We start from the raw sequence: 23,851 nt of genomic DNA, 5'->3' as shown, positions 1-23,851 counted from the left end.
CGCGCCGCCCCTCCTCTCGCGGACACCTGACGCATGGCCACCTTCCAGTTCGATTTCGTCGGCCCCGAGCGGACGCTGTATTCCGGTCAGGTCGAGGCGGTACAGTTGCCCGGCTCCGAGGGCGAGATGACCGTGCTGCCGGGCCACGCGCCGGTCATCACCTCGCTCAAGGTCGGGGTGATCACGGTCACCGAGCAGGCCGGCTCCGGCAAGCGCATCTACGTGCAGGGCGGCTTCGCCGATATCGGCCCCAAGGCCGTGACGGTGTTGGCCGAGCGCGCCGCGCCGATCGAGGAGATCAGCCCGGCCACGATCGATGGGGAGATCGAGGCGGCCGAGATGGCCCGCGACGCGACCCAGGACCCGGCCAAGCGCGAAGAGCTCAACAGCCAGATCGTCCAGCTGCGCGAAGCCCGCCACACGCTCAGCCTCTGAGTTTTTTCGTTTTTTTGGGAAGGGCGTCGGGCAACCGGCGCCCTTTTTCGTTTCAGGGCTCATGGTTCATCAGCCTGAACGCCCCTCGGGTTGTACGCTCCATCGCCCGCGCATCCCCTCGCCCCGCACGCGGGGAGAGGGTCGCGACGACCTTGTCGTCGGCGCGGCGAGGCGGCAGCCGGAGGTGAGGGGGCGATTCAGGACGAGCCTATGCGTCGAGTCCCCCTGACCATCGCTCTGCTTCCTGCAGGGACGACAAGGTCCCTACAGGCCTCTCCCCGCGTGCGGGGAGAGGGGAACTCCGCGGCTCGCGAATTGGCTAATTCGTGACAGGGGTGCTTGCTTTGGTGACCGCAAGCGCGTGGCCGAGCAACCGATCCTTCACCGCCGCATCGCTCGGGCAGCCCTCGGCGAGCCACAGGGCCCGGGCGGCGCGAAGAGCCTGTCCCACACCCGGACCCGGCGGCACGCCGCGGGCCACGAGATCGGCGCCGGTCAGCGGAAGCACCGGGCGCGTGCCCGCCTGCGCCATCCGATCCACCGTAGCCCTGGCTTCGTTCATCACCTGCGGGCGCGGTTCGCTGTCGAGGATGCGCAGCACCGTCTGCACCGGCGCGGCGCCGTGATCGGCCACGAGCGCCGGCACGTCCGCCGCGTCGAGGGCCGGGCGGCCGTGCAGAGGCGCGAGCAGGTCGGCGTAGGCGGTGAGACCGGCATGCTCGGCCTTGGACAGGCGCAAGGTCTCCTGCAGCCGGTCGGCATCCTCGCGGGTCAGCACGCAGAGCGCACCGAGCCGCACGATCGCCTCTGCCTCCGCGGCCGACTCCGCGCGGGCGAGGCGGCCGAGTTCGGCGACGCCGCCGGTGATGCGCGCGAGCAGGCCGGTCTCGCTCAAGGTCGCGACGGCTTCCACCGCGCGGGGCGCCAGCAGCAGCTTCAAGAACTCCGCCCGCACGCGCTCGCGCGAGAGCCGAGAAAGGCCGTCGCGGGCCGCGACGGCCGCCGCGAGCCCCTCCGGATCCGGGTCGCCCCGTCCATAGCGGGCGTGAAATCGGAAGAAGCGCAGAACGCGTAAAAAGTCCTCACGGATGCGGGTCGCGGCCTCGCCGATGAAGCGCACGCGGTCCCCGGCGAGGTCGGCCACGCCGCCGGTCGTATCGTGGAGTCTGCCGTCGGCTCCGAGCGAGAGCGCATTGATGGTGAAGTCGCGCCGCTCGGCATCCCGCGAGAAGTCGCGGCCGAAGCGGACGACGGCGTGGCGCCCGTCGGTCTCGACATCCTCGCGCAGCGTCGTGACCTCGTGCGGCGCGCCGTCCACCACGAGGGTGACGGTGCCGTGCTCGATGCCCGTCGGCACCGCCTTGAGGCCGGCAGCGCGGGCCCGCGCGATCACGGCCTGGGGCAGGAGCGTGGTGGCGAGATCGACGTCGCTGGCGGTGCGCCCGAGCAGCGCGTCGCGCACGCAGCCGCCGACGAGGCGGGTCTCCTCGCCGGGTGCGTCGAGGGCATCGAGGCAGGCGCGCACGCCCGGCCGCGCCAGCAGCCGCGCCGGGCCCTCGGGATCGAGGCCAAGGGGCAATGGGGTCGTTGGCAGTTGGGTCACTGGAAATGGCCCGGCACCAAGCGCCCGTTCTCGTAGCGCGGCGGCACGTAGCCCTCGGCGTGGCGCTCGCCCGTCAGCCCGGTCATCACCAGCGAGACCACCACGACGAACATCCCGGCGAGCACGAGCCGGGTCCATTGCGGCTTCCACTCGGCATGGTCGAGCGGCGAGCGGCGGGCGAGCAGCAGCCAGCCGGCGAAGAGGATGAAGGGCAGTGAGAACAGGGCGATCTGTTCGAGGACGAGACGCAGCATTTTTGGGGGTTTTCGCGGGGCTGAGTTTTCAGGCGTAGAGGCGCTGGTAGAGGTTATGCACGATCCCCGCCGTGACGCCCCAGATCAGGTGCTCCCCGTGCGGGATGGCGTAGAAGTAACGCGTCCGGCCCTGCCACGCCCGCGAGCGGACGAGATGCCGCGCCGGGTCCATCAGGACATGCAGCGGCACCTCGAAGGCGAGGTCCACCTCGTCGCGGTTGAGGGTGAGGACGGCGTCCGCGGCCACGAGGCCGACCACCGGCACCACGAGGAAGCCGGTCGCCGAGAGGTAGGGATCGAGATAGCCGAGCGGGCGCACGGCGTCGGCCGCCAATCCGATCTCCTCGCGGGCCTCGCGGAGCGCCGTGTCGATGGGCGAGCCGTCGCCGGGATCGACCTTGCCGCCGGGGAAGGCGATCTGGCCCGAATGGTCGCGCAGGTGCGCCGCACGCCGCGTCAGCAGCACGCTCATGCCGGCGTCGCGCTCGATCACCGGCACCAGCACCGCGGCGTCGCGGTGGGGCGCGGCGGGCGCGACGGCCGGGCCGCCGGGATCGAGATCGTGGTCGCCGCGCGGGTTCGCGAGCGGCCCGCCGGGGCCGGGCGGCACGCGCGACAAGCCGACCTCGGCCCGCGCCAGGAAGCCGGGGCCGCGGAAGTCTGCGGGATTGGTTGGCTCCACTCCGGTCGGCGGCACGGTCGCGGGGTCGGCCGCCTCGTCGGGCAGCTTCATGCGGCTTCCCCGGCCGGGGCGATGCGGTGGAAGGCGCCCCCGGCCCACAGTCCGAGCCAGCTCTCGCCGTCGATGCTCCGCTCCTCGGCGAGTTCGACGAGATCGTAGGTGAGCGCCCGGCTCACCAGCGCCGTCAGCCCGCCGCGCACGCGCACATAAGGTTTGAGCCCGTCCGCCCCGTCCTCGAACCGCAGGGGGTGCTCGGCATCGACGGACACGAGGTCGTCGACGTTGGTGCGCAACGCGATGCGGCGCCCCTCGCCCGCGCCCTCCACCGCCATCTCGACCGCGGTGAAATGCGCGTCCTCGACCGCGATCCGCACCTTCTCGACCGGCGTCACCAGCACGGTCGAGCCGTCGGGCTCTTTGCGCAGGATCGAGGCGAACAGCCTCACGAGCTTCGGCCGCCGGATCGGCGAGCCGTTGTGGAACCACGTCCCATCGGCCGCGATGCGGATGTCGATCTCGCCGCAATGCTCGGGGTTCCAGCGCTCGACCGGCGGTGGCCCGCGCTTCGGCAGGTCGCCGAGGGCGGCGCTCAGGCGGGCGAGGGCGGGATCGGAAGAGTCGTCCATGGGACCGATCGGTGCGAAGCGGGCCGCGACGTGGCCCGGACGGCAACGCGGGACCTGCGCGGCTGTTGCGCCGACCCGCTCTCCGCATCATAGCGCGGCCGGCCGCCCCGTCGAAACCGGAAGGGCGCCCTGGATTCCACGCCGACGACGCTTCGGGCTTCCGTTTCTCAGCGGATTCGATGCGCGCCGCCACGAGCGTCTCGGCCGCGTCGAGAAGCCTCGCATCCGAAACCGCATCGACCATGCGGCGCGACTCGCGCGCCCGTTCCGGATAGAGCGCCTCCATCGCGCCCCGTCAGCGGGCGCTGTCCTCGGCCATCGGCAGCCGCGCCGACGCCAGCGGTCGCTCCAGTGCCAGGCTGGCTTGCTCGGGTAGGCGCGCGATCACGCCGAGATAGGCGAGGCCGGCCGCATCCGGATGCCGCCGCTTGCTCTCCCAGTTCCTGAGCGTATCGACATCCAGGGCATAGCGAAGCGCGAACTGGTCCTGGGTGAGGCCGAGGCGTTCGCGCAGGGCACGAACGTCGATCTCGGGTCGGTCCAGCCGGAACCCGGAGCAGCCGGCCGCCGTCAGCTCGTCGGCGAGTGCGGCCTCGTCCTCCACGAGGGGAAGGCGCACGACGACGCGTCCCCTGTCGAGCATCTCTTCGGTGACGCGCTTGGCCTTCAGCAGCGTGAGGCCCCGCTTAGCCAGGGCCAGCGCCAGCGGGACCGTCAGAATCTCCGCCGGCTCCCAGCTCGGGCTCAGCGACAGGGTCAGGGGTGAACCTGAGACGACCCGGGACACGTCCCGGATTGGCCCCAGACGTCCGAGCCGCTCCTTCAACGACGATCTCATCGTAGCCCGTCTCCTTGAGAGCCCATTGGGCAAGCTGGCGCAGCTTGGAGCGGCCCAGGGTGTTCTTCCCGCCCTCGGAGTGGATGTGCAGCCTGGAAAGCCGCAAACCTCCACCGTCCGTTTCCTCCACTTCGGCCATCAGGTGCACGACGCCGTCCGGGGTGACGATCCGGACAGTCACGACATTGTCGCCCGAGACGCCGTCCTCCCTGAATTCGAAGGTGACTGCGCCCGGATCCCAAGTCATTCTTATCTGCCATTGGCGCAGTCGTTTCAAGGGAGGCGGAGACCCGCCAAGGTGCCCTTACGCGCCGGGCTTCTTCTTCAGCACCTTCCAGATGCCGGTGACGGCGACGAGCGCCCGTCCGCCGCTCGTCAGCGTGCCGCGCACGAACACCAGCGACGAGGTCTGCCGCACGATTTCCGGCGTCACCTCGATCAGGTCGCCGATCTTGGTCGCGTCCACGAACTGGCTCGACATCTCGACGGTGACGCAAGGGGCGTCGTCGGCGGCCTCGCGCACGACGATGCTGAGCGCCCGGTCGGCGAAGGTGAGCAGCGCGCCGCCGTGGACGATGCCGACCAGATTGCCGTGGCGCTCGTCCGTCTGGAACGCGAAGTCGCGCCGCCCCTCGACCGTACGGTGATGGACCGGGCCGATATGGGCGATGAAGCCCGGATCGGTGAAGGCCTCCCAGCCGGCGGGAAACGCCGCTTGTTCCGCGTCGGTCATGTGGGGTCGTCTCCGCGCCAAAAGTCCGAACGGGCCGACCACGGATGCATGATGTCGCGGGCGGCCTGCCCTCGAGTCCTGGCCGGCCCATATAGCGCTCATCCGCCGCGCGGCAGCGCCGCGCTTGCGTTCGGTGCGCGTTCGGCGCCAGACTTACACTTAATCCTGGGCGCCCGATGGTTCGCCGCCCGGCATCCGGAGATTCGACCGCATGGCACAGGGCGCCGGTTCGGCCAGCACGACGAACCTCGACGACGGGATCGTCGCCACCGCCGAGACCTGCCTGTCCGCGATCCACGAGGCGCGGGAGGCGATCCATGGGGTCATCTTCGGCCAGGAAAGAATCGTCGATCTCGCCCTCGTCACCATCCTGGCGGGCGGCCACGGCCTGCTCGTCGGCCTCCCGGGCCTCGCCAAGACCAAGCTGGTCGAGACGCTCGGCACCGTGCTCGGGCTCGACGCCCGGCGGGTGCAGTTCACCCCCGACCTGATGCCCTCGGACATCCTCGGCACCGAGATTCTGGACGAGGACGCCGAGCGCCGTCGCTCGTTCCGCTTCGTGAAGGGCCCGGTCTTCACGCAATTGCTGATGGCCGACGAGATCAACCGCGCGAGCCCGCGCACGCAATCGGCCCTGCTCCAGGCGATGCAGGAGCATTTCGTCTCGGTGGCCGGCGAGCGCCACGACCTGCCGCGGCCCTTCCATGTGCTGGCGACCCAGAACCCGATCGAGCAGGAGGGCACCTATCCGCTGCCCGAGGCGCAGCTCGACCGCTTCCTCCTCCAGATCGATGTCGGCTATCCCGACCGCGCTGCCGAGCGCCGCATCCTGATCGAGACGACCGGCGTCGAGGACGCGCGGGCCAAGACCGTGATGACCACCGAGCAGCTTCTCACCGCTCAGCGCCTCGTGCGCCGCCTGCCGGTGGGCGAGGCGGTGGTCGATGCCATCCTCGATCTCGTGCGCTCGGCGCGCCCCGAGGGCGGCGATCCGTCGGTGGGCAAGAAGCTGCAATGGGGCCCCGGCCCCCGCGCCAGCCAGGCGCTGACGCTGGCGGTCCGTGCCCGCGCCCTGATCGAGGGCCGCGTCGCCCCCTCCGTCGCCGACGTGAAGGCGCTGGCCGAGCCGGTGCTCAAGCACCGCATGGCGGTGACCTTCGCGGCGCGCGCCGACGGCGAGAGCGTGACCGGCCTGATCGGCCAGCTCGCCGCCAAGCTCTGACGGGGCCGACCCGCATGGCCTCCACCCGGCTCGTCGAGGCCGACAGCCGCCGCCCCGGGCGGCCCGAGACCGGCGGCGCCCTCGACCTCGCCGGGCGGATGCCGCGGCTCGTGCTCGAATCGCGTCGCGTCTCCGGCACGCTGGCGCACGGCCTGCACGGACGCCGCCGGGCTGGACCGGGCGAGAGCTTCTGGCAGTTTAGGCCCTTCGTGAACGGCGAGGCCGCGGCGCGCATCGACTGGCGCCGCTCGGCCCGCGACGACCGGCTCTACGTGCGCGAGCGCGAGTGGGAAGCCGCCCACAACATCTGGCTCTGGATCGACCGCTCCGCCTCCATGGGCTTCGCCTCCGATCTCGCCCAGACCTCGAAGGTCGAGCGCGCTCTCGTGCTAGGGCTGGCGCTCGCCGACACCTTCGTCGACGGCGGCGAGCGGGTCGGGCTGTTGGGCCTCACCCGCTCGAGCGCCGCCCGCGGCGTGGTCGAGACACTGGCCCAATCCCTCGTCAACGACCGCGCCGGGTTGACCCAGGACCTGCCCCCGCCCGCGAGCCCCGGCCGCTTCGACGAGACGGTGCTGATTAGCGACTTCCTTACCCCGCTCGATGCAGTGCGCGCTTCGGTGCAGGCGGTCTCGGCCCGCGGCACCCACGGCCATCTCGTGATGGTGGTCGATCCGGTGGAGGAAACCTTCCCCTTCACCGGCCAAGCCGTGCTGCACGACCCCGAAGGCAACACCAGCCTCGACATCGGCGAGGCCGGCGCCTGGGGCGAGGCCTATCGCCAGCGCATCGCTGCCCATCGCGAGGGGCTCGCCGAGATCGCCCGGCAGCGGGGCTGGACGCTCACCATCCACCGCACCGACCGGCCCGCGACCGAGGCGGCGCTCCGCGTCCTCACCCTGGTCGCCGCCGCGCGCGGGCTCGGCTGAAAGGCAAAGCGTGTTCGGGATTCCCCTCACCTTCGCCGCCCCGCTGGCGCTGGCCGCCCTCGTGGCGCTGCCCGCGCTCTGGATCCTGCTGCGGGTCACGCCGCCGCGCCCGCGCCGCATCAGCTTCCCGCCCCTGGCGCTGATGGCCGACATCCTGCCCAAGCGCGAGACCCCGGCCCGCACGCCGCCCTGGCTCCTGATTCTTCGGATTCTCGCCGCCGCCTGCCTGATCCTCGCGGTGGCCGGTCCGGTCTGGAACCCGTCCGGCATCGGCGCCGCCTCGGGCCGCAGCCCGCTGCTGCTGATCCTCGACAACGGCTTCACCGCCGCCCACGACTGGCGCGACCGCCTGCGCGCTGCCACCGACGAGGTCGAGGCCGCCGCCCGCGACGGGCGCCCGGTCGCCCTGATGGCGAGCGCGGAGGCGCCGGCCCCGTTCGAGGCGCGGCCCCCCGCCGCCGCCCTGGAGCGGCTCCGCGCGATCAAGCCGCGCCCGCACCTCGCCGACCGTGGCGCCCATCTGGCCTCGATCGGCACCTTCCTGGAGCGCACGCACGGCGCCTCCATCGTCTGGATCGCCGACGGCGTGCGCGGTGCGGGCGAGGCGGACTTTTCCAAGGAGCTCGGCGAACTCGCCGCCCGCCACGGCAGCGCCGTCACCCTGCTCAAGGCCGACCGTCCGCCGGCGCTCGCCCTCGAAGGCTCGCCGCAGCAGCCCGGCGAAAAACTCGCCGCGCAGGTTTTGCGCGCCGCCCCCAACGGCCGCGACGCCGGCCTTGTGCGGGCGCTCGACCCAAAAGGCCTGCCGTTGGCCGAAAGCCGCTTCACCCTGGAGCCGGAGGCCCGCGAGGCGACGGTCACCTTCGATCTGCCGGTGGAACTGCGCAACGCCATCGCGCGCCTCGAAATTGAAGGCGAGGGCTCGGCCGGGGCCGTGGTGCTGATGGACGAGCGCGGCCGGCGCCGCCGCGTCGGCCTCGTCTTCGGCGGCACCCTCGATCAGGCCCAGCCGCTGCTGGCGCCGACCTACTACCTTGCCAAGGCGCTCTCGCCCTTCGCCGACGTGCAGCAGCCCCGCGGCGGGCAGGGCACGGCGGAGGCCATCGGGCAGATGTTCGACAATCAGGTCTCGGTGCTGGCTCTGGCCGATGTCGGTGCGCTCGACGAGCGCACGCTCGCCCGCGTGGAAAAATTCGTGGACGAGGGCGGCCTGCTGCTGCGCTTCGCCGGCCCGCGCTTGGCGGCCGGCAACGATCCGCTCGTGCCAGTGCGCCTGCGCCGGGGCGGAAGGTCGCTGGGCGGCACGCTCTCCTGGGACCGGCCGAAGACGCTGGCCGCGTTCGCCCCCGAGAGCCCGTTCGCCGGCCTCGTGCCCCCCGCCGACATCGGCATCCGCCGCCAGATCCTGGCCGAGCCCGACGGCGACCTGCCGGGCAAGACCTGGGCGGCGCTGCAGGACGGCACGCCGATCGTCACGGCGCAGAAGCGGGGCCAGGGGCTGATGGTGCTGTTCCACGTCACCGCCGACACCACGTGGTCGAACCTGCCGCTGTCGGGCCTGTTCGTGGACATGCTGCGCCGGGTCGTCGGGCTCGCCGGCCCCTCCGCCAAGCCCGTCGAGGGCGACGGTCGGCAGGCCAAGGCGGCTTTGCTCGCCCCGCGCCTGACGCTCGACGGCTTCGGTGCGCTGGGCTCGCCGCCCGCCAGCGCCACCGCGGTCCCGGCCGATTTCGCCGACCGCGCCGGCCCCGAGCATCCGCCGGGCTTCTACGGCGCGGCCGAGGGCGGCATCGCGGTCAACGCGCTCCGCCCCGGCGACCGGCTCGAACCGCTCGACATCGCCGCGCTCTCCGGCGCCCGGATCGGCTCGCTTGCCGGCGCCGAGACGGTGGACCTGCGCGCCACCCTGTTCACGCTGGCGCTGCTGCTGCTCGCCCTCGACACCCTGGCCGGCCTCTGGCTCGGTGGTTTTCTGCGCGGTCCCAGCCGCCTCTCGCGCGGGCGCGCCGCACCAGCTTCCCTCGTCCTCGCCGCCATCCTGGGCGCCGGACTCCTGGCGGTGCCTCCGCCTGCCTTCGCGCAGGTGCCCGCCGCCAACCGGCCGAACGGCACCGAATCCGCCCTCAACACCCGCCTCGCCTACGTCGTGACCGGCGATGCCGCCATCGACACCGCGAGCCGGGCCGGGCTCACCGGCCTGACCCAGATGCTCGCCGCCCGCACCGCCCTGGAACCGGGGGAGCCCGCCGGCCTCGACCCCGAAAAGGACGAGCTGGCCTTCTACCCCCTGATCTACTGGCCCATTGTCGCCGGGCGCGCGCAACCGAGCGAAGCGGCGATCCGCAAGATCGACGCCTTCATGAGGAACGGCGGCACCGTGGTGTTCGACACCCGCGACGCCCAGACCGCCCGCGCCGGCGGCCCGCCGACGCCGGAGACCGCCTATCTCCGCAAGATGCTGGCGACCCTGGAGGTGCCGGAACTGGAACCGGTGCCGCCCGACCACGTGCTGACGAAGGCATTCTACCTCGTTGATTCCTTCCCCGGCCGCTACGGCAACGGCCAGACCTGGGTCGAGACGATTCCCCCCGCGGCCGAGGGCGGCGAGCGCCGCCCGGCACGCGCGGGCGACGGCGTCACCCCGCTCATCATCACCGGCAACGATCTGGCCGCCGCCTGGGCGGTAGGCCGCAACGGTGAGCCGCTCTACCCGGTCAACGGCGACCAGCGGCAGCGCGAGATGGCGTTCCGGGGCGGCATCAACATCGTGATCTACACGCTGACCGGGAATTACAAGGCCGATCAGGTCCACGTGCCGGCGCTGCTGGAGCGGCTGGGACAGTGAGGGCCGCGCGGTTTCCGAGGGTTATCCCCTCTCCCCGCACGCGGGGAGAGGGCCGCGACGACCTCGTCGTCGGCGCGGCGAGGCGGCAGCCGAAGGTGAGGGGGCGCTTCAGGATGAGCCTCTTCCGGAAGCATCCCCTCACCCTCGCTTCGGCTTCGCCTCCGCTTCCTGCCTGCACGACAAGGTGCAAGCAGGCCTCTCCCCGCCCGGCGGGGAGAGGGATTTTCGTGCTTCATCCTGAAGGCCTCGCCCGATGCTGAGCCTCAGCTTCACCCCCCTCGTGCCCTGGCCGGTGCTCGCCGGCTTCGGCGTGCTCGCGGCCGTGCTTGTGGTGGTCGCGATCCTCGCCCGCGGGCGCACCGCGCTCCTGCGGGCGATCGCGCTCGCCCTGGTGATCGCCGCGCTCGCCAACCCCTCGCTCGTGCGCGAGGACCGCGACCCGGTGAAGGACGTGGCCGCCATCGTCGTGGACCGCTCCGGCTCGCAGACGCTGGGCGAGCGCCCGGCCATGACCGACGCGGTGAAGGCCGAACTGGAGCGCCGCTTCGGCTCGCTCACCAACATCGAGCCGCGCTTCATCGAGGTCGGCGACGCGCAGGGCGGCGAGGGTGACGACGGCACCAAGCTGTTCACCGCCCTGACCCAGGCACTCGCCGACGTGCCCGCCGAGCGCGTCGCGGGCGTCGTCATGCTCACCGACGGCGTGGTCCACGACATCCCGGCCTCGCTGGAGACTTTGGGGTTCAAGGCGCCGCTGCACGTCCTCGTCACCGGCCGCCCGGATGAGCGCGACCGCCAGATCAAGATGCTGGAGGCCCCCCGCTTCGGCATTGTCGGCAAGGACGTGACCATCCGCGCCGAGGTGATGGAGCGCGGCGGCACCGGCACCGCGGTCGTCAGCGTGCGCCGCGACGGGGAGGAGATCGACCGGCAGAGCATCGCGACCGGCACGCCGTTCTCGCTGACGACGCATATCGAGCATGGCGGCCCGAACGTGGTCGAGATCGAGGTCGAGCCGCTGCTGGGCGAGCTGACCACGGTCAACAACCGCGCGGTGCTCCCCATCGAGGGCATCCGCGAGAAGCTGCGTGTGCTGCTGGTCTCGGGCGAGCCGCACCAGGGCGAGCGCACGTGGCGCAACCTGCTGAAGTCGGACGCCAGCGTCGATCTCGTCCACTTCACGATTCTCAGGCCGCCGGAGAAGCAGGACGGCACGCCGATCTCCGAACTCTCGCTGATCGCCTTCCCGACCCGCGAGCTGTTCGTCCAGAAGATCAAGGACTTCGACCTGATCATCTTCGACCGCTACGCCAACCAGAGCGTGCTGCCGTCGGCCTATTTCGACAACATCGTCCGCTACGTCCGCGAGGGCGGCGCGCTGCTGATCGCCGCCGGGCCGGAATTCGCCGGGCCGGCGAGCCTCGCCCGCACGCGGTTGTCGGTGGTGCTGCCGGGCGACCCGTCGATGAAGGTGGTCGAGCAGCCGTACAAGGCCGCGCTCACCGATACCGGCCAGCGCCATCCGGTCACCCGCGCGCTGCCCGGTTCGGAATCGAACCCGCCGGCCTGGGGCGACTGGCTGCGCATCGTCTCGGCCCAGACCCGCGCGGGCGTCCAGCCGATCCTATCGGGCGCCAACGGCTTGCCGCTGCTGGCCCTGTCGCGGGAGGACAGGGGCCGCGTCGCCCTGATGCTTTCGGATCAGGCCTGGCTCTGGGCCCGCGGCTACCAGCAGGGCGGCCCGTATCTCGACTTGCTGCGGCGCCTCGCCCACTGGCTGATGAAGGAGCCGGCCCTCGAAGAGGAGGCGTTGCGCGCCCAAACGACGGGCCGGGGGCGCGAAGTGCACGTCGAGCGCCAGACCATGGCCGAGGAGACCGGCCCCGTCACGGTCACCGGCCCGACCGGAAAGGAGCGCACGCTCACCCTGTCGAAGACCGAGCCCGGCCTGTTCAGCGCCACTTTCGAAGCCGAGAGCCTCGGCCTGCATACGCTGCGTTCAGGGACTCTCGTCGCCTTCGTCAGCGTCGGCCCGGCCAACCCGCGCGAACTCGCCGACGTGTTCAGCGACACCGACCGCCTCAAGGGCGTGGCCGAGTCCTCCGGCGGCACCATCCGCCGCGTGGCGGCCGCGGGCGGCGGCCTCGACGTGCCGCGCCTCCAGATCACCCGTGGCGGGCGCCTCGGCGGCGCCGACTGGATCGGCTTCCGCCCAAGCGACAGCGCCACGATCCGCGGCGTCGAGGTCTATCCGTTGGGCATCGGCCTGTGGGCGCTCGCGGCGCTGGCGGCGGCGGTGCTGGCGATGTGGTTGGTGGAGGGCCGGCGCGGGCGGGCGGCGTAGGGCGACTTTTTCACCCTTCCCACCCAACCCCCTCATCCTGAGGTGCGGAGCGAAGCGCAGCCTCGAAGGAGGGCTCCAGGGATCGCGCGATACACTGAAGCCCTCCTTCGAGGCCCGCTCACGCGGGCACCTCAGGATGAGGGTGAGGGTTGGAAAGGCGCGGGTGGCCGTCGTTCCGTTCTCGATCCCCGTTCCGAGATCGACGGGCCCATGTCTCCCGAAAGCCAACCTCCCGGCATATCGGGCAATTATCCGTGACCGGGAGTGACATGGGATGCGCTAACCTGTGTAAATCCGGCCGCATGACCGATCGACCCCCCTTCCTGGCCGGCGGCGGCGAGGCCGCCCGCATGATCGCCGAGCGCGATTGGACGGGGCATCCGCTCGGCCCCCCGCAGACGTGGCCGGACTCGCTGCGCACGGCGCTGAGCCTCGTGCTCAACTCGCCCGAGAGCATGATCCTGGCCTGGGGGCCGGAGCTGCATTTCTTCTTCAACGACACCTACTTCCCGCTGCTCGGCCCCCGTCTGCCGTGGGCGATGGGCGAGCGTTTCGACAAGGTTTGGGCCGACGGCTGGGAGCAGGCCAAGCCCATCATCGACGAGGCCTTCGCCGGCAAGAGCCGCCGGTTCGAGGACCTGCCATGGAAGCTTGCCACCGACCGGGGCGAGGCCGACACGTGGTGGTCGTTCTCGTATTCGCGGGTGCTCGACGGCGAGGGCCGCATCGCCGGCCTGTTCATCTTCACCAACGAGACGACCAAGCGCGTGCAGGCCGAGACGCGTCAGCAGGAGGTCGAGGCCGAGTTGCGGGCCGAGCGCGACCGGGCGCAGGGCGTGCTCGCCAATATGGGCGACGCCTTCTCGCTGCTCGACCGCGACTTCCGCATCCTCGACGTCAACGCCGAGGCGATGCGCCTGGAGACGCGCCCGCGCGAGGCGATCGTCGGCGGCATCCAGTGGGAGGTCTATCCCGGCACCGATCCGGCCTTCGACGAGGCGATCCGGCGCGCCATGGCCGAGCGCGTGCCGGTGACGCTGGAGCACCGCTACACGTGGCCGGACGGGCGCACCGCCTGGATCGACATGCGCGGCTACCCCGTGCCCGAGGGACTCGCCCTGTTCTACCGGGACGTGACCGCCCGGCGGGAAGACGCCGAGCGCCTGCGCAGCAGCGAGACCCTGCTCGCCGCGACCCTCGACGCGCTCCCCGTCGGCGTCATCCTGGCCGACGCCCAAGGAAAGATCCTGCGCGACAACGCCGCCAACCGGGCGCTGTGGGGCATCCCGCCCGAGACCGGGAGCTGGGAGCAGTACGGCGACTGGGTCGGCTACTGGCCCGAGACCGGGCAGCGGCTGCGGGCCGAGGAATGGGGGCTGGCCCGCGCGCTCCTGCACGGCGAGACCGTGCAGGGCGAGTTGATCGAGATCGAGCCGTTCGACGGGACCGAGCGGCGCCAGTTCCTCAACAACGCGGCACCGATCCGGGATGCGGCCGGCGCGATCGTCGGCGGCGTGGCGGCGGAGCTCGACGTGACCGAGCGCATCGCCGTCGAGCGGCGCTTGCGGGAGAGCGAGGCGCTCGCCCGCGAGCACGCCGAGCGGGTCCAGCTAGCGCTGGCCGCGGGCGCGATCATCGGCACGTGGTTCTGGGACGTGACCGCCGACCGCTTCACCGTGGACGAGGCCTTCGCCCGCGCCTTCGGCCTCGATCCGGCGCTCGGCCGGGTGGGTCTCAGCCTGGGGCAGGTGGTCGAGACGGTCCATCCCGACGACCAGGCGGAGCTCGCGCGGGCGATCGAGGGGGCCATCGCCCGCGGCGGGGCCTACGCCCACCAGTACCGGGTGCGGCGCGCCGACGGGCGCTATTACTGGATCGAGGCCAACGGCCGGGTCGAGCACGGAACCGACGGTGGGCCGATCCGCTTCCCCGGCGTGCTCATCGACGTCGAGGAGCGCCGGGCCGTCGAGGCCGAGCGCGATCGCGCGAGCGCGCTGGCCCGCGAGAAGGCGGTCGAGTTCGAGACGCTGGCCGACAACATCCCGGTCCTGTGCTGGATGGCGCGGGCCGACGGGCACATCTACTGGTACAACCGGCGCTGGTACGAGTATTCGGGTACCGATTTCGAGGCGATGCAGGGCTGGGGCTGGGAGGCCCTGCACGACCCTGCCGTGCTTCCCGCCGTGGCGGCGCGCTGGGGGCATTCGCTGGCCACCGGCGAGCGCTTCGAGATGATCTTCCCGCTGAAAGGAGCGGACGGCGTCTTCTGGCCGTTCCTGACCCGCATCGTGCCGATCCGCGACGAGGCCGGCGCGGTGGTGCGCTGGTTCGGCACCAATGTCGACATCGCCGAGCAGCGTGCGGCGCAGGACGCGTTGCGGGAACTGAACGAGACCCTGGAGGAGCAGGTCGCGACCCGCACCCGCGCCCTGATGCAGACCGAGGAGGCTTTGCGCCAGTCGCAGAAGATGGAGGCGGTGGGCCAGCTCACCGGCGGCATCGCCCACGACTTCAACAACCTTCTGGCCGGCATCTCCGGCTCGCTCGAACTGATGCAGACGCGCATCAGCCAGGGCCGGCTCAAGGACGTCGATCGCTACATGGGCGCGGCGCAGGGCGCCGCGAAGCGCGCCGCCGCGCTGACGCATCGCCTGCTCGCCTTCTCCCGCCGCCAGACGCTCGACCCCAAGCCCACGGACGTGAACCGCCTCGTCTTCGGCCTGGAGGAGCTGATCCGGCGCACGGTGGGGCCGACGGTGACCATCGAGGTCGTCGGCGCGGCAGGCCTCTGGCCGGCCCTGGTCGATCCGCCGCAGCTCGAGAACGCGCTGCTGAACCTCTGCATCAACGCCCGCGACGCCATGCCGGAGGGCGGGCGCATCACCATCGAGACCGCCAACAAGTGGCTCGACCCGGCCGCCGCCCGCACCCACGACATGCCGCCCGGCCCCTACCTGTCGCTCTGCGTCACCGACACCGGCACCGGCATGAGCCCGGACGTGATCGCCAAGGCCTTCGACCCGTTCTTCACGACGAAGCCCACCGGCCAGGGCACGGGGCTGGGGCTGTCGATGATCTACGGCTTCGCCAAGCAGTCGGGCGGGCAGGTGCGGATCTATTCCGAACTCGGCCAGGGCACGACCATGTGTCTCTACCTGCCGCGCCATCACGGCGCGGCGACCGAGCCCGATGCGTCCGGCCCCCTGGTCGATGCGCCCCGCGCCGAGCAGGGCGAGACGGTGCTCGTGGTCGACGACGAGCCCACGGTGCGGATGCTGGTGACGGAAGTGCTGGAAGACCTCGGCTACACCGCGATCGAGGCGGCCGACAGCGTCTCCGGCCTCAAGGTGCTGCAATCCGATGTGCGGATCGACCTGCTCATCACCGATGTCGGTCTGCCCGGCGGCATGAACGGCCGCCAGATGGCCGATGCGGGCCGGGTCTCGCGGCCCGACCTGAAAATCCTGTTCATCACCGGCTACGCCGAGAACGCGGCGGTCGGCAACGGCCATCTGGAGCCCGGCATGGCGGTGCTGACCAAGCCCTTCGTGGTCGAGACGCTGGGCCTGCGGATCCGGGAGATGATCGCGCGGGGGTAACGGGTCAGGGGATGACCCGTTCGGCCCGGAGCCGCTCGAACAGCGCGAAAAACGCCTCGTCCGTCGCCTGATAGTCGAGGAAGCCAAGACGGCGGCTCTTGCTCATGTCGGTCACCACCTCGATCGGCCGGCCGAGATCGGCGTCGGTGTGCCAAGCGGAAGCGAGACGGTTCAGGTCCGGCTCGACCAGACCGTGCCGGGTCGCGATCTCCGCCCAGAGCGGGGCGGCCCCCGCCATCTGCGCCTCCAGGGGATTGGACTCCCCGTCGAAGGGCGCGGGCTCGACGCCGAACCACGCGGCGATCCGGCCCCACATCCAGCTCCAGCGGAAGACGTCGCCGTTGACGACGTTGAAGGCCTCGTTGCGGGCCGCCGAACTGGTGGCGGCCCAGGCGAGGTGCCGGGCGAGCAGCCGCGCGTCGGTCATGTCGGTGAGCCCGTTCCACTGCGCCGCCGAGCCGGGAAAGCGGAACGGCCGTCCGGTCTCGCGGCACAGCATGGCGTAGGTGGCCAATGTCACGCCCATGTTCATGGCGTTGCCGAGCGCATAGCCGATGATGGTGTGCGGGCGATGCACGCTCCAGCCGAACCCGTCCCGCCCGGCGGCGGCAAACACCTCGTCCTCCTGCGCGTAGTAGAAGTTCTCGACGTCGAGCCGGCCCTGCTCCTCGCGGAACGGGGTTTCCGGCAGCGTCCCCTGCCCGTAGGCCTCGAACGGCCCGAGATAGTGCTTGAGGCCGGTCACCAGCGCGACGTGGCGCACGCTCCCTGCCGGCCGGACCGCGTCGAGCAGGTTGCGCACCATCGCGGCGTTGACCCGGATGTTCTCGGCCTCGGTCTCCTGGCGCAGCCACGTGGTGATGAAGACATGGCTCGGCCTCAGCCCTTCGAGCGCGGCCCGAAGACTCTCCGGATCGAGCAGGTCGGCCGCCACCGGCGCGACGCCGTCGATGTCGTGCGGCGGGCGCCGGGCGAGGCCGTGGACCGACCAGCCCGCGGCAACGAGATGACGGGCGAGGTTGTTGCCGACGATGCCGCTGACGCCGGCGATCAGTGCCGTTCCGCTCATGATGCTCTCCATGCCGACCGGCACGAGAGCTAATCACCCGAGGGCGCATCCGCCAGGACGTCGGGCCATGTTCGGTGCGCTGTCCCGATCGATGGCTCGAAGCCAAGTCGCCGGCCTGCTATGATAGGGGGCATGGCGAAGATCCGTCTGACATCGTCCCCGAACCGACCTGCGAAGCCAGCGCTGGCCGCGGTGAAGCTCGTGCGCGACGCGCAGACGGGCGCGACCGTGACCGTGAAGGGGTTCGGAGCGCTCAAAGGCAGCGATCTCGAACTCGGGAAGGGGATCGACCTGCTGAAGCCGATCGCCGAGCAGGCGTTCGCTGAACGGCGCGGCGAACGGACAGACGCGTAGCCGTTGGCGGGCGTCCTTCTCGATACCCATGCCCTCTACTGGCTCGTCGGAGGCGCGGAGCCGCTCACCGAGACGGCTTTGTTCGCCATCGGTGAAAGTCAGGCGGTGGGCCAGCTCTATGTGTCTCCGATCACGGCATGGGAATTGTCGATCGCGGCACAGAAGCCGCCGCACCGTGACCCTCCGCACCTGGATGGCGGCGTGTCGGACTGGTTTCGTGCGGCCGTCCGCGCGACATCCGCCAGAATTGTACCGATCCGGCAGACCATCGCGATCGAGGCGGCGCAGGTGCCGGTCGCGACTGGGCACAGGGACCCCGGTGACTGTTTCCTGATCGCGACGGCCCGCGTGCGGAAGGTCCCGATTGTCACGCGCGACGCGATCCTGTGCCGCTTGGCGGCGGAGAAATATCTCGAGGTGATCGTCTGCTGAGCTGTGGGAGCGCCGCTCCTACGCCAGCACCCCCATCCGCCGCCCCACCCACAGCGTCCCCGCCGCCCCGGCGAACATGGCCACGCCAAAAACCCAGCCGGAGACCGCGCCGGCCATGATGCCCGACAGCAGCGTGCCGACGCTGCACCCCAACCCCGTCATCGCGCCCCAGCCCAGCAGCAGGCCGCCGGTGAGGCCGCGCACCACCTGTCCCGATGTCGGCAGGGCAGGACGGAACTGGCCGGCCACCAGCGCGGCAGCGAAGGACGCGAGCACGAGGCCGCCGACGAACAGGCCGTTGGGCGTGAGCAGGGCGTCGCGCACGGCGGTGGCGCAGCCGCGGAAGGTGTCGAGGCCCTCCAGCCGCTCCGGAAGCAGCCCAAAGGAACCCGCCGCCTGCCGCGCGCGTCCGCCGATCTCGGCGGTGACGCCGAGCGGGCCGACCCGGAGATAGCTGAGCGTGCCGATGGCGCCGACTGCGAGCCCGCCGATCCAGACCGGCCAGCGCGCCACGAACACGGCGTGCAGCGGATCGGACCGTGCGGCCGGCTCCGGTGTGGGCAGGCGGCGCAGCAGCGGCCAGGCCAGCGCCGCGAGGAGCGCCAGCGACAGCGCGAGGGTGCCGGCATAGCCGAGATGCCTCGGCAGCCACAGAACCGGGGCGTCCGAGATGCTGGCGAGGTAGAGCGGGTTCCACGTCAGGAAGCCGAGCACGAAGCCGAGTGCGGTGCCGACGAGCGCGAACGGCGCCGTCGGCGAGCCCTCGCCGAGGCGGTAGAGATGGGCGCTGATGCAGGAGCCCGACAGCGCCATGCCGGTCCCGAAGGCGAGCCCTGCCAGCACCAGCACCGGCCCCACGGGGCCGATATGCGCGTCGGGGGCCAGCCGCGTGCCCGACGGATCGGGCATCCAGGCGCCGAGCACAACCGCGTAGCCGGCGATTCCGGCCGCGAGTGCGGCCAGGATGCCGAGCATCCCGCGCGGATCGCCGAGCACGAGGAAGTCGCGCCACTGGCAGGAAAAGCAGAAGCGGCTGCGCTGGAGCACGAGGCCGAACAGCGCGCCGAAGACGAGCGAGAGGGCGAGCCGGGTGCCGCCCGTCTCGCCCGAGAGCCGCCACGCCGCCGTCGCGAGCCCGGCGGCGACGAGGGCGGCGATGGCTACCCGCAGGGCGAGGCCGCGGGAGGCCGCGATCGGGGACGGTCCGGCCAGGACCGGGACGAGGCCGGCCCGGGCGAGGCGCCGGGCCGGCTTGGCGGCGAAGCTGACGGAGCCGACCGGCTCCGCCAGACCGTCGGGAGACGTCACTTTCCGCTCCGGGTCACTTGCCGCTCCGGCTCACTTGCCGCCCCAGACCGTGCCGGCGAGGTTGACCACCGGCACGCCGACGGCGTTGCCGTATTCGGTCCACGAGCCATCGTAGTTGCGGGCGTCGTAGCCGAGGATGCGGCTCAGCACGAACCACGAATGGCTGGAGCGCTCGCCGATGCGGCAGGAGGTGATGATCGGCTTGGAGCCGTCGATCCCGGCCGCCGCGTAGAGCGCCTTCAGCTCCTCCTTGGACTTCAGGGTGCCGTCCGGGTTCACCGCCTTGGCCCAGGGGATGTTGACCGAGCCGGGGATGTGGCCGGCGCGGATCGCCAATTCCTGGATGCCGGCGGGCGCGATGATCTTGCCGCTGAACTCGTCGGGCGAGCGGATGTCGAGGATCTGCTCGTCGCGCTCCTTCTTCGCCACCGCCAGCACGTCGGCGAAGCGGGCGCGGAGCTTCCCCGAGGGCGCCTGCGCCGTGAAGGTCGAGGCCGGCACGTCCGCCGTGCGGGTGTCGAGCGGGCGCTTCTCGGCCTCCCACTTCTTGCGCCCGCCGTCGAGCAGCTTGACATTGTCGGTCAGGCCGTACTGGGCGAACACCCAGGCGCCCCAGGCGGCGAACCAGTTGTTGTTGTCGCCGTAGAGCACGATTGTGGTGTCGCGATCGACGCCGAGGCGGCGCGCCAGCGCCGTGAACTTTTCGGGGCCGGCGATGTCGCGGCTCACCGTCTCGACGAGGTCGGTGTGCCACGAAACGTTCTGCGCGTTCGGGATGTGGCCGCGCTCGAACACGCCCGGCTCGACGCTGACCTCGACGATCCGGATCTTCTTGGAGTCGAGGTTCTTTTCCAGCCACTCGGTCGAGACCAGCGGGCTCTCCTTGGTCGAGCCCTCCTTGACGGGTTGGGCCGCCGGCTCCTGTGCGGCGGCCGGGGCCACGGGCAGGAGGACGGCCGCGGCGACGGCGAACAGGAAGGCGGATGGGCGCAGCACGGGATTGGCTCCGGACAAGGCGGCAGCGATTGCCCGGAGCGGCGGCGCGCCGCCCCGTCGGGGTCTCGCTTCGAGGGAAATTGGGCAGATCCGGCGTCGTCCCGGCCTACTCGAGACATTCGCTCCGCTTGCGGAGCTTTTCTCGGAGGAGGCCGGTAGAGACCGGACCGCGCCTCAATCTCGCCGCCGCACGGGCGTCGGGTCAACGGAATAATCCTCCGTTGTTCAGGGGCTTAGGCGAGGGTGCTTCTCCCGCCGGTCACGCTTTTACGGAGGATTATCTTGAGAGGCCGGACGTGGCGGGCCTCAACCTGTGATCCGCCCGAAAAACCCCGCGATGGCCCGCGCCGCCGCATCCGGCCGCTCCCGGTGCGGGAAATGCCCGGCACCCTCGAACGGGGCGAGGTCGAGGTTCGAAAAGGTTTCGCCGAGGCGGTCGGTCCAGGCGTAGGGGAAGAGTGGGTCCTGCGTGCCCCAGCGGATACCGGTCGGCACCGTGATCGGCGGCAGGTCGGGCGCCTCGCCCTTCAGCATCGCGAGCCGGCCCGCCTGCTGGCTGAGATACCAGTCGAAGCCACCCTGCAGGTTGCCCGGCGCCAGGAAGTTGTCGGTGAAGACCTCCAGCACGTCGTCGAAGGCGTGCGGGTCGCCGCCGGCCCAGTGGCGCAGGAAGTGGCCGATATAGGCGCGGCAGGATTCCCGCGTGGCGCCGACCACGGGTGCCGCGAAGGGCTGGAGATGGAACGACTGGTACCAGATCTCGGCCAGCATCTCCGGCTGGGCCAGCCGCGGTCCGATGCCGGGATAGGGGCAATCGAAGAAGAACAGGCCGGTGAGCCGCTCCGGCACTGTCCGCCCGAGCACCTGCCCGACATAGGCCCCGACATCGTGGGCGACGATCCCCGCCCGCTCGATCCCGAGCGCGTCGAGCATTCCCAAAATGTCGGCGGCGTGCACCTCCGGGCCGGCCCGGTCCGAGGGGCCGGAATCGGGTTTCTCGCTCGCGCCGAATCCGCGCAGGTCGGGGGCGATCAGGCTGAATTCCTTGGACAGCCGCGTCATGACCGGCTCCCAGGTCAGCCAGAATTCCGGCCAGCCGTGCAGCAGCACCAGCGGCGGCCCCTCGCCGGTACGGGCCACATGCAGCCGCACGCCGTTGGCGCGCACGTCCTCGTGTCGGATCTCCACCGTCGTCCGTCTCCTCGCGCTTCGAGACGGGGCAACGCGGCAGGGCGGCGTCCGCGTTCCGGATGCGCCGGGGACACGGTGGGGACATCTCTGCCGACGGTAGCTTGACCGGGCAAGCTCAGCTGTTTCAATGCGCGGCCCCGCCCTCCGGCCGGGGACGAGGCGCGCGAGGCGGCAGATGGCGACGACGGTTCGGTGGTTCGCTCTCCCGCTCGCTCTGGGCTTCGGCCTCACGGCCTCCGGCTGCACGGGCTTCGCCTATATCTCCAAGACCTACGTCTCCCAGGTGCCGCAGGTCGTCACCATCGGCTGCAACGAGCCTTACGAGATCTACGACAACCGCCAGAAGCGCCGGGTGCTGGTGGTCTCGAACGCCCTGCGCGAGGTGACGGGCTGCGACGTCGGCCGCCTCGGCGAGGGCCGCCCGCCCGCCGAGACCCGCGCCGCCCGCTTCCGCACGGCCGCCCGCACCTATCTCGACGAGACCGTGCGCGAGGATTGCACGATCACCGGCGAGACCGTGTTCAGCGACCTCCAGACGGAGTTCGTCTATGCCTGCGACGCGCCGATCGAGCCCCGCGGCACCCAGGTGCCCCGCCTGCCGGGCCGCCGCGTCCAGCGCTGACATTTTTTCGAGCATCGGCCCGAAAGGTGGTGGCCGGATTTCGGAAAAAGCCGATGCGGCACGAGAATCTAGGATTCGGCCGGGCCGACGAAGGTCCGCTCGGTCGCATCGCCCGCCGCCGCCAGCAGCGCCCGCGCGAAGGCCCGCGCCTCGGCCCGCTGCAGGCTCAGGATCGCGGTGACCGGGCGTCCGCCGAGATCGGGCAGGCCGAGTTCGAGCCGCACGCCCTCGCCCTCGGCGGTCGCCGACAGGCTCCAGCCGCGCTGATCCGCAGAGGGGGGCTTGTTGTTGGACTCGCTCATCGGGACGAATCTTCTTCGAAGCGCTTTCCGACCAAGGGGATGTCGGTTCGGTGAAAGACGGCGCGTGAGAACGGAGGCCTAGAGCCGTCTCCGACCCGATGCAATCGGACCACGTGCGGCTTCGGCCTCCCGCCCTTCAGATGGTCGGTCCGCGCCGCCCGGACCAGGGGGCCGGGCAGGGCCGCGGGCGGTGCGATTGACGGGGACGGCGGGGGATGATGTCTCACGCCGCGACCCCGTCCGCGGGGCAAAACGTTTTCACGAGAGAGCAGGGACGACCTACCATGTCCGAGATCTGGTTCCGCACCGGCGAGGCGACCGTGCTCGCCGCCGAGGGGCAATACACCGACGCGATGCCGGAGGTGCTGATCGGCTCCGTCCGTGGCCCCGTGGGGCAGGCCTTCGCCGGCATGCTCGGCCAGGTCCAGGGCCACACACGCATGTTCGTGGTGCGCGACCTCAACCAGCTGGTCCGCCCCTCCACGATCATGACCACCAAGGTCACGATCCACACCGCCGAATACGCCGAACTGCTCGGCGGCGTGGTGCAGGCCGCCACCGGCGACGCCATCGTGGACTGCGTGATCGAGGGCATCCTGCCCAAGGACGGCCTCGACGAGCTGTGCATGATCATCACGATCTGGCTCGACGAGCGCTGCGGCAGCCACGAGGACATCGACCGCAAGGACCTCTACCGCACCAACTACGAAGCCACGAAGCTCGCCATCGGCCGCGCCATGCGCGGCGAGCCGACGATCGACGAGCTGATCGCCAACCGCAAGACGGTGAAGCACTACGCGCTCGACGGCATCATCGAGTATTGATTCTTTGGCTGTTTGGGGCGCGGCTGAGGCCGCGTCCCATGGCTCCATGGAGTCGGAGAAGCGACGGCCTATCGGTCCCGCTGCCCTCCGGGCGCGCGATGAGCGGTCAACTGCGGTTGATCCGAATGGCGCAACGCTCGATCCACGGCCGCGGCAGGACGTTGACTGCGGTGTCCGGCCGCAAGACGTAGAACCCCATCTCGCGGTAGCTCCAGGCATAGGCCGTGCAGTCTTTGAGCGCTGCCGTGTGCAGAAAAAACTGCGTGTCCGCGGGCGCGTTGCGGATCGAGAGGAACAAGTGTTGTTCTTTGATCTCGTCTGCTCCAAGCGCCGCGAGCGCTCGGGATTTCATCACTTCCGCGGCCCCGCCCACGATCACGGTCGGTACGAGCACGGCGAGGATCACGAAGATCGACGGCCGTTGGACGCGGGTAAATGTGTTCCTGAACGGTTTTGCGAAGACGAGGGCTGACGCCGCGATGCAGAGGCCCGCGATCACCCGCCAGCACGGAATGCCGAGCCGATCCGACCAGATCGTTGCCAGCAGGATCGGCTGCATCGGATTGCCGAACAGCACCGTCGTCAACGCGCCGTAGGCAAGGGTCGCGAGGAGAAACCTCATCGGATGGTCTATAAGTCTTCG

22 protein-coding genes are annotated in these 23,851 nt (G+C 71.0%); 10 read left to right on the top strand and 12 right to left on the bottom strand.

Translation table 11 applies throughout. The features are described 5' to 3' along the window. Positions 1-33 precede the first annotated feature (33 nt). Entirely contained in the window at positions 34-435 is a 402-nt protein-coding gene (locus ASG52_RS08620) for a F0F1 ATP synthase subunit epsilon (protein ID WP_056241723.1), read from the top strand. A gap of 319 nt (positions 436-754) precedes the next feature. Here the strand turns inward: ASG52_RS08620 and ASG52_RS08615 are convergent, their stop codons facing one another. The 6 genes from ASG52_RS08615 to ASG52_RS08590 form a co-directional block, all read right to left on the bottom strand. Next, on the bottom strand, positions 755-2,014 hold the full coding sequence (locus ASG52_RS08615) for a CCA tRNA nucleotidyltransferase (RefSeq protein WP_156383857.1): 1,260 nt from the start codon (positions 2,012-2,014) through the stop codon (positions 755-757). Positions 2,015-2,034: 20 nt separating this feature from the next. Beyond that, positions 2,035-2,292, bottom strand: coding sequence for a DUF6111 family protein (locus tag ASG52_RS08610; RefSeq protein WP_056241719.1), 258 nt, complete (start codon positions 2,290-2,292; stop codon positions 2,035-2,037). A gap of 28 nt (positions 2,293-2,320) precedes the next feature. Next, the gene (locus ASG52_RS08605) at positions 2,321-3,025 is read right to left on the bottom strand and encodes a CoA pyrophosphatase (RefSeq protein WP_082552448.1); all 705 of its coding nucleotides are present in this window, start codon (positions 3,023-3,025) and stop codon (positions 2,321-2,323) included. Next, on the bottom strand, positions 3,022-3,600 hold the full coding sequence (locus ASG52_RS08600) for a DUF1285 domain-containing protein (RefSeq protein ID WP_056241716.1): 579 nt from the start codon (positions 3,598-3,600) through the stop codon (positions 3,022-3,024). Before ASG52_RS08600 ends, ASG52_RS08605 begins: the two co-directional genes overlap by 4 nt. A 295-nt stretch (positions 3,601-3,895) precedes the next feature. Then, positions 3,896-4,438, bottom strand: coding sequence for a helix-turn-helix domain-containing protein (locus ASG52_RS08595; RefSeq protein ID WP_156383856.1), 543 nt, complete (start codon positions 4,436-4,438; stop codon positions 3,896-3,898). 304 nt (positions 4,439-4,742) lie between these two features. Then, entirely contained in the window at positions 4,743-5,171 is a 429-nt protein-coding gene (locus ASG52_RS08590; protein ID WP_056241709.1) for a PaaI family thioesterase, read from the bottom strand. Between the two features lie 211 nt (positions 5,172-5,382). Between ASG52_RS08590 and ASG52_RS08585 the strand changes: the two genes are divergently transcribed. The 5 genes from ASG52_RS08585 to ASG52_RS08565 all read left to right on the top strand — a co-directional run bounded on the left by ASG52_RS08585 (position 5,383) and on the right by ASG52_RS08565 (position 16,110). Further along, positions 5,383-6,393: an AAA family ATPase gene (locus ASG52_RS08585; RefSeq protein ID WP_056241707.1), complete on the top strand. Its 1,011-nt coding sequence runs from the start codon at positions 5,383-5,385 to the stop codon at positions 6,391-6,393. 14 nt (positions 6,394-6,407) lie between these two features. Beyond that, complete coding sequence (locus tag ASG52_RS08580; RefSeq protein WP_056241704.1) at positions 6,408-7,322, top strand: DUF58 domain-containing protein; 915 nt, start codon at positions 6,408-6,410, stop codon at positions 7,320-7,322. A 10-nt stretch (positions 7,323-7,332) separates the two neighbouring features. Continuing rightward, positions 7,333-10,167, top strand: a complete 2,835-nt coding sequence (locus ASG52_RS08575; protein ID WP_056241703.1) for a DUF4159 domain-containing protein — start codon at positions 7,333-7,335, stop codon at positions 10,165-10,167. 253 nt (positions 10,168-10,420) lie between these two features. Continuing rightward, entirely contained in the window at positions 10,421-12,511 is a 2,091-nt protein-coding gene (locus tag ASG52_RS08570; protein WP_056241700.1) for a hypothetical protein, read from the top strand. A 302-nt stretch (positions 12,512-12,813) separates the two neighbouring features. Next, entirely contained in the window at positions 12,814-16,110 is a 3,297-nt protein-coding gene (locus ASG52_RS08565; RefSeq protein ID WP_082552447.1) for a hybrid sensor histidine kinase/response regulator, read from the top strand. A 4-nt stretch (positions 16,111-16,114) separates the two neighbouring features. On the opposite strand, the gene ASG52_RS08560 is transcribed toward ASG52_RS08565, so the two are convergent. Then, on the bottom strand, positions 16,115-17,179 hold the full coding sequence (locus ASG52_RS08560) for an SDR family oxidoreductase (protein ID WP_056241874.1): 1,065 nt from the start codon (positions 17,177-17,179) through the stop codon (positions 16,115-16,117). 132 nt (positions 17,180-17,311) lie between these two features. On the opposite strand from ASG52_RS08560, the gene ASG52_RS08555 reads away from it, so the two are divergent. Next, a complete protein-coding gene (locus ASG52_RS08555) occupies positions 17,312-17,533 on the top strand; it encodes a hypothetical protein (RefSeq protein ID WP_056241695.1) in 222 nt (73 codons plus the stop codon). Positions 17,534-17,536: 3 nt separating this feature from the next. After that, the gene (locus tag ASG52_RS08550; RefSeq protein ID WP_056241693.1) at positions 17,537-17,965 is read left to right on the top strand and encodes a type II toxin-antitoxin system VapC family toxin; all 429 of its coding nucleotides are present in this window, start codon (positions 17,537-17,539) and stop codon (positions 17,963-17,965) included. An 18-nt stretch (positions 17,966-17,983) separates the two neighbouring features. Here ASG52_RS08550 and ASG52_RS08545 read toward each other — a convergent pair whose 3' ends face one another. The 3 genes from ASG52_RS08545 to ASG52_RS08535 all read right to left on the bottom strand — a co-directional run bounded on the left by ASG52_RS08545 (position 17,984) and on the right by ASG52_RS08535 (position 21,451). After that, positions 17,984-19,159, bottom strand: coding sequence for a YeeE/YedE family protein (locus ASG52_RS08545; protein ID WP_056241872.1), 1,176 nt, complete (start codon positions 19,157-19,159; stop codon positions 17,984-17,986). 144 nt (positions 19,160-19,303) lie between these two features. Then, complete coding sequence (locus ASG52_RS08540; RefSeq protein ID WP_082552446.1) at positions 19,304-20,269, bottom strand: sulfurtransferase; 966 nt, start codon at positions 20,267-20,269, stop codon at positions 19,304-19,306. A gap of 306 nt (positions 20,270-20,575) precedes the next feature. After that, a complete protein-coding gene (locus tag ASG52_RS08535; RefSeq protein ID WP_056241866.1) occupies positions 20,576-21,451 on the bottom strand; it encodes an alpha/beta fold hydrolase in 876 nt (291 codons plus the stop codon). A 184-nt stretch (positions 21,452-21,635) separates the two neighbouring features. Between ASG52_RS08535 and ASG52_RS08530 the strand changes: the two genes are divergently transcribed. Next, positions 21,636-22,082 (top strand): hypothetical protein, encoded by a 447-nt coding sequence (locus ASG52_RS08530; RefSeq protein WP_056241690.1) that lies wholly within the window; start codon positions 21,636-21,638, stop codon positions 22,080-22,082. Positions 22,083-22,150: 68 nt separating this feature from the next. Here ASG52_RS08530 and ASG52_RS08525 read toward each other — a convergent pair whose 3' ends face one another. Further along, positions 22,151-22,384: a hypothetical protein gene (locus ASG52_RS08525; RefSeq protein ID WP_056241687.1), complete on the bottom strand. Its 234-nt coding sequence runs from the start codon at positions 22,382-22,384 to the stop codon at positions 22,151-22,153. Positions 22,385-22,668: 284 nt separating this feature from the next. On the opposite strand from ASG52_RS08525, the gene fae reads away from it, so the two are divergent. Further along, positions 22,669-23,208, top strand: a complete 540-nt coding sequence (gene fae / locus ASG52_RS08520) for a formaldehyde-activating enzyme (RefSeq protein WP_056241683.1) — start codon at positions 22,669-22,671, stop codon at positions 23,206-23,208. A gap of 106 nt (positions 23,209-23,314) precedes the next feature. Here the strand turns inward: fae and ASG52_RS08515 are convergent, their stop codons facing one another. Then, entirely contained in the window at positions 23,315-23,830 is a 516-nt protein-coding gene (locus ASG52_RS08515) for a hypothetical protein (protein ID WP_056241680.1), read from the bottom strand. Positions 23,831-23,851 lie beyond the last annotated feature (21 nt).

This window comes from Methylobacterium sp. Leaf456 (assembly GCF_001425465.1).
GTDB lineage: Bacteria > Pseudomonadota > Alphaproteobacteria > Rhizobiales > Beijerinckiaceae > Methylobacterium.
This window is presented reverse-complemented; position numbering and strand designations above follow the sequence as displayed.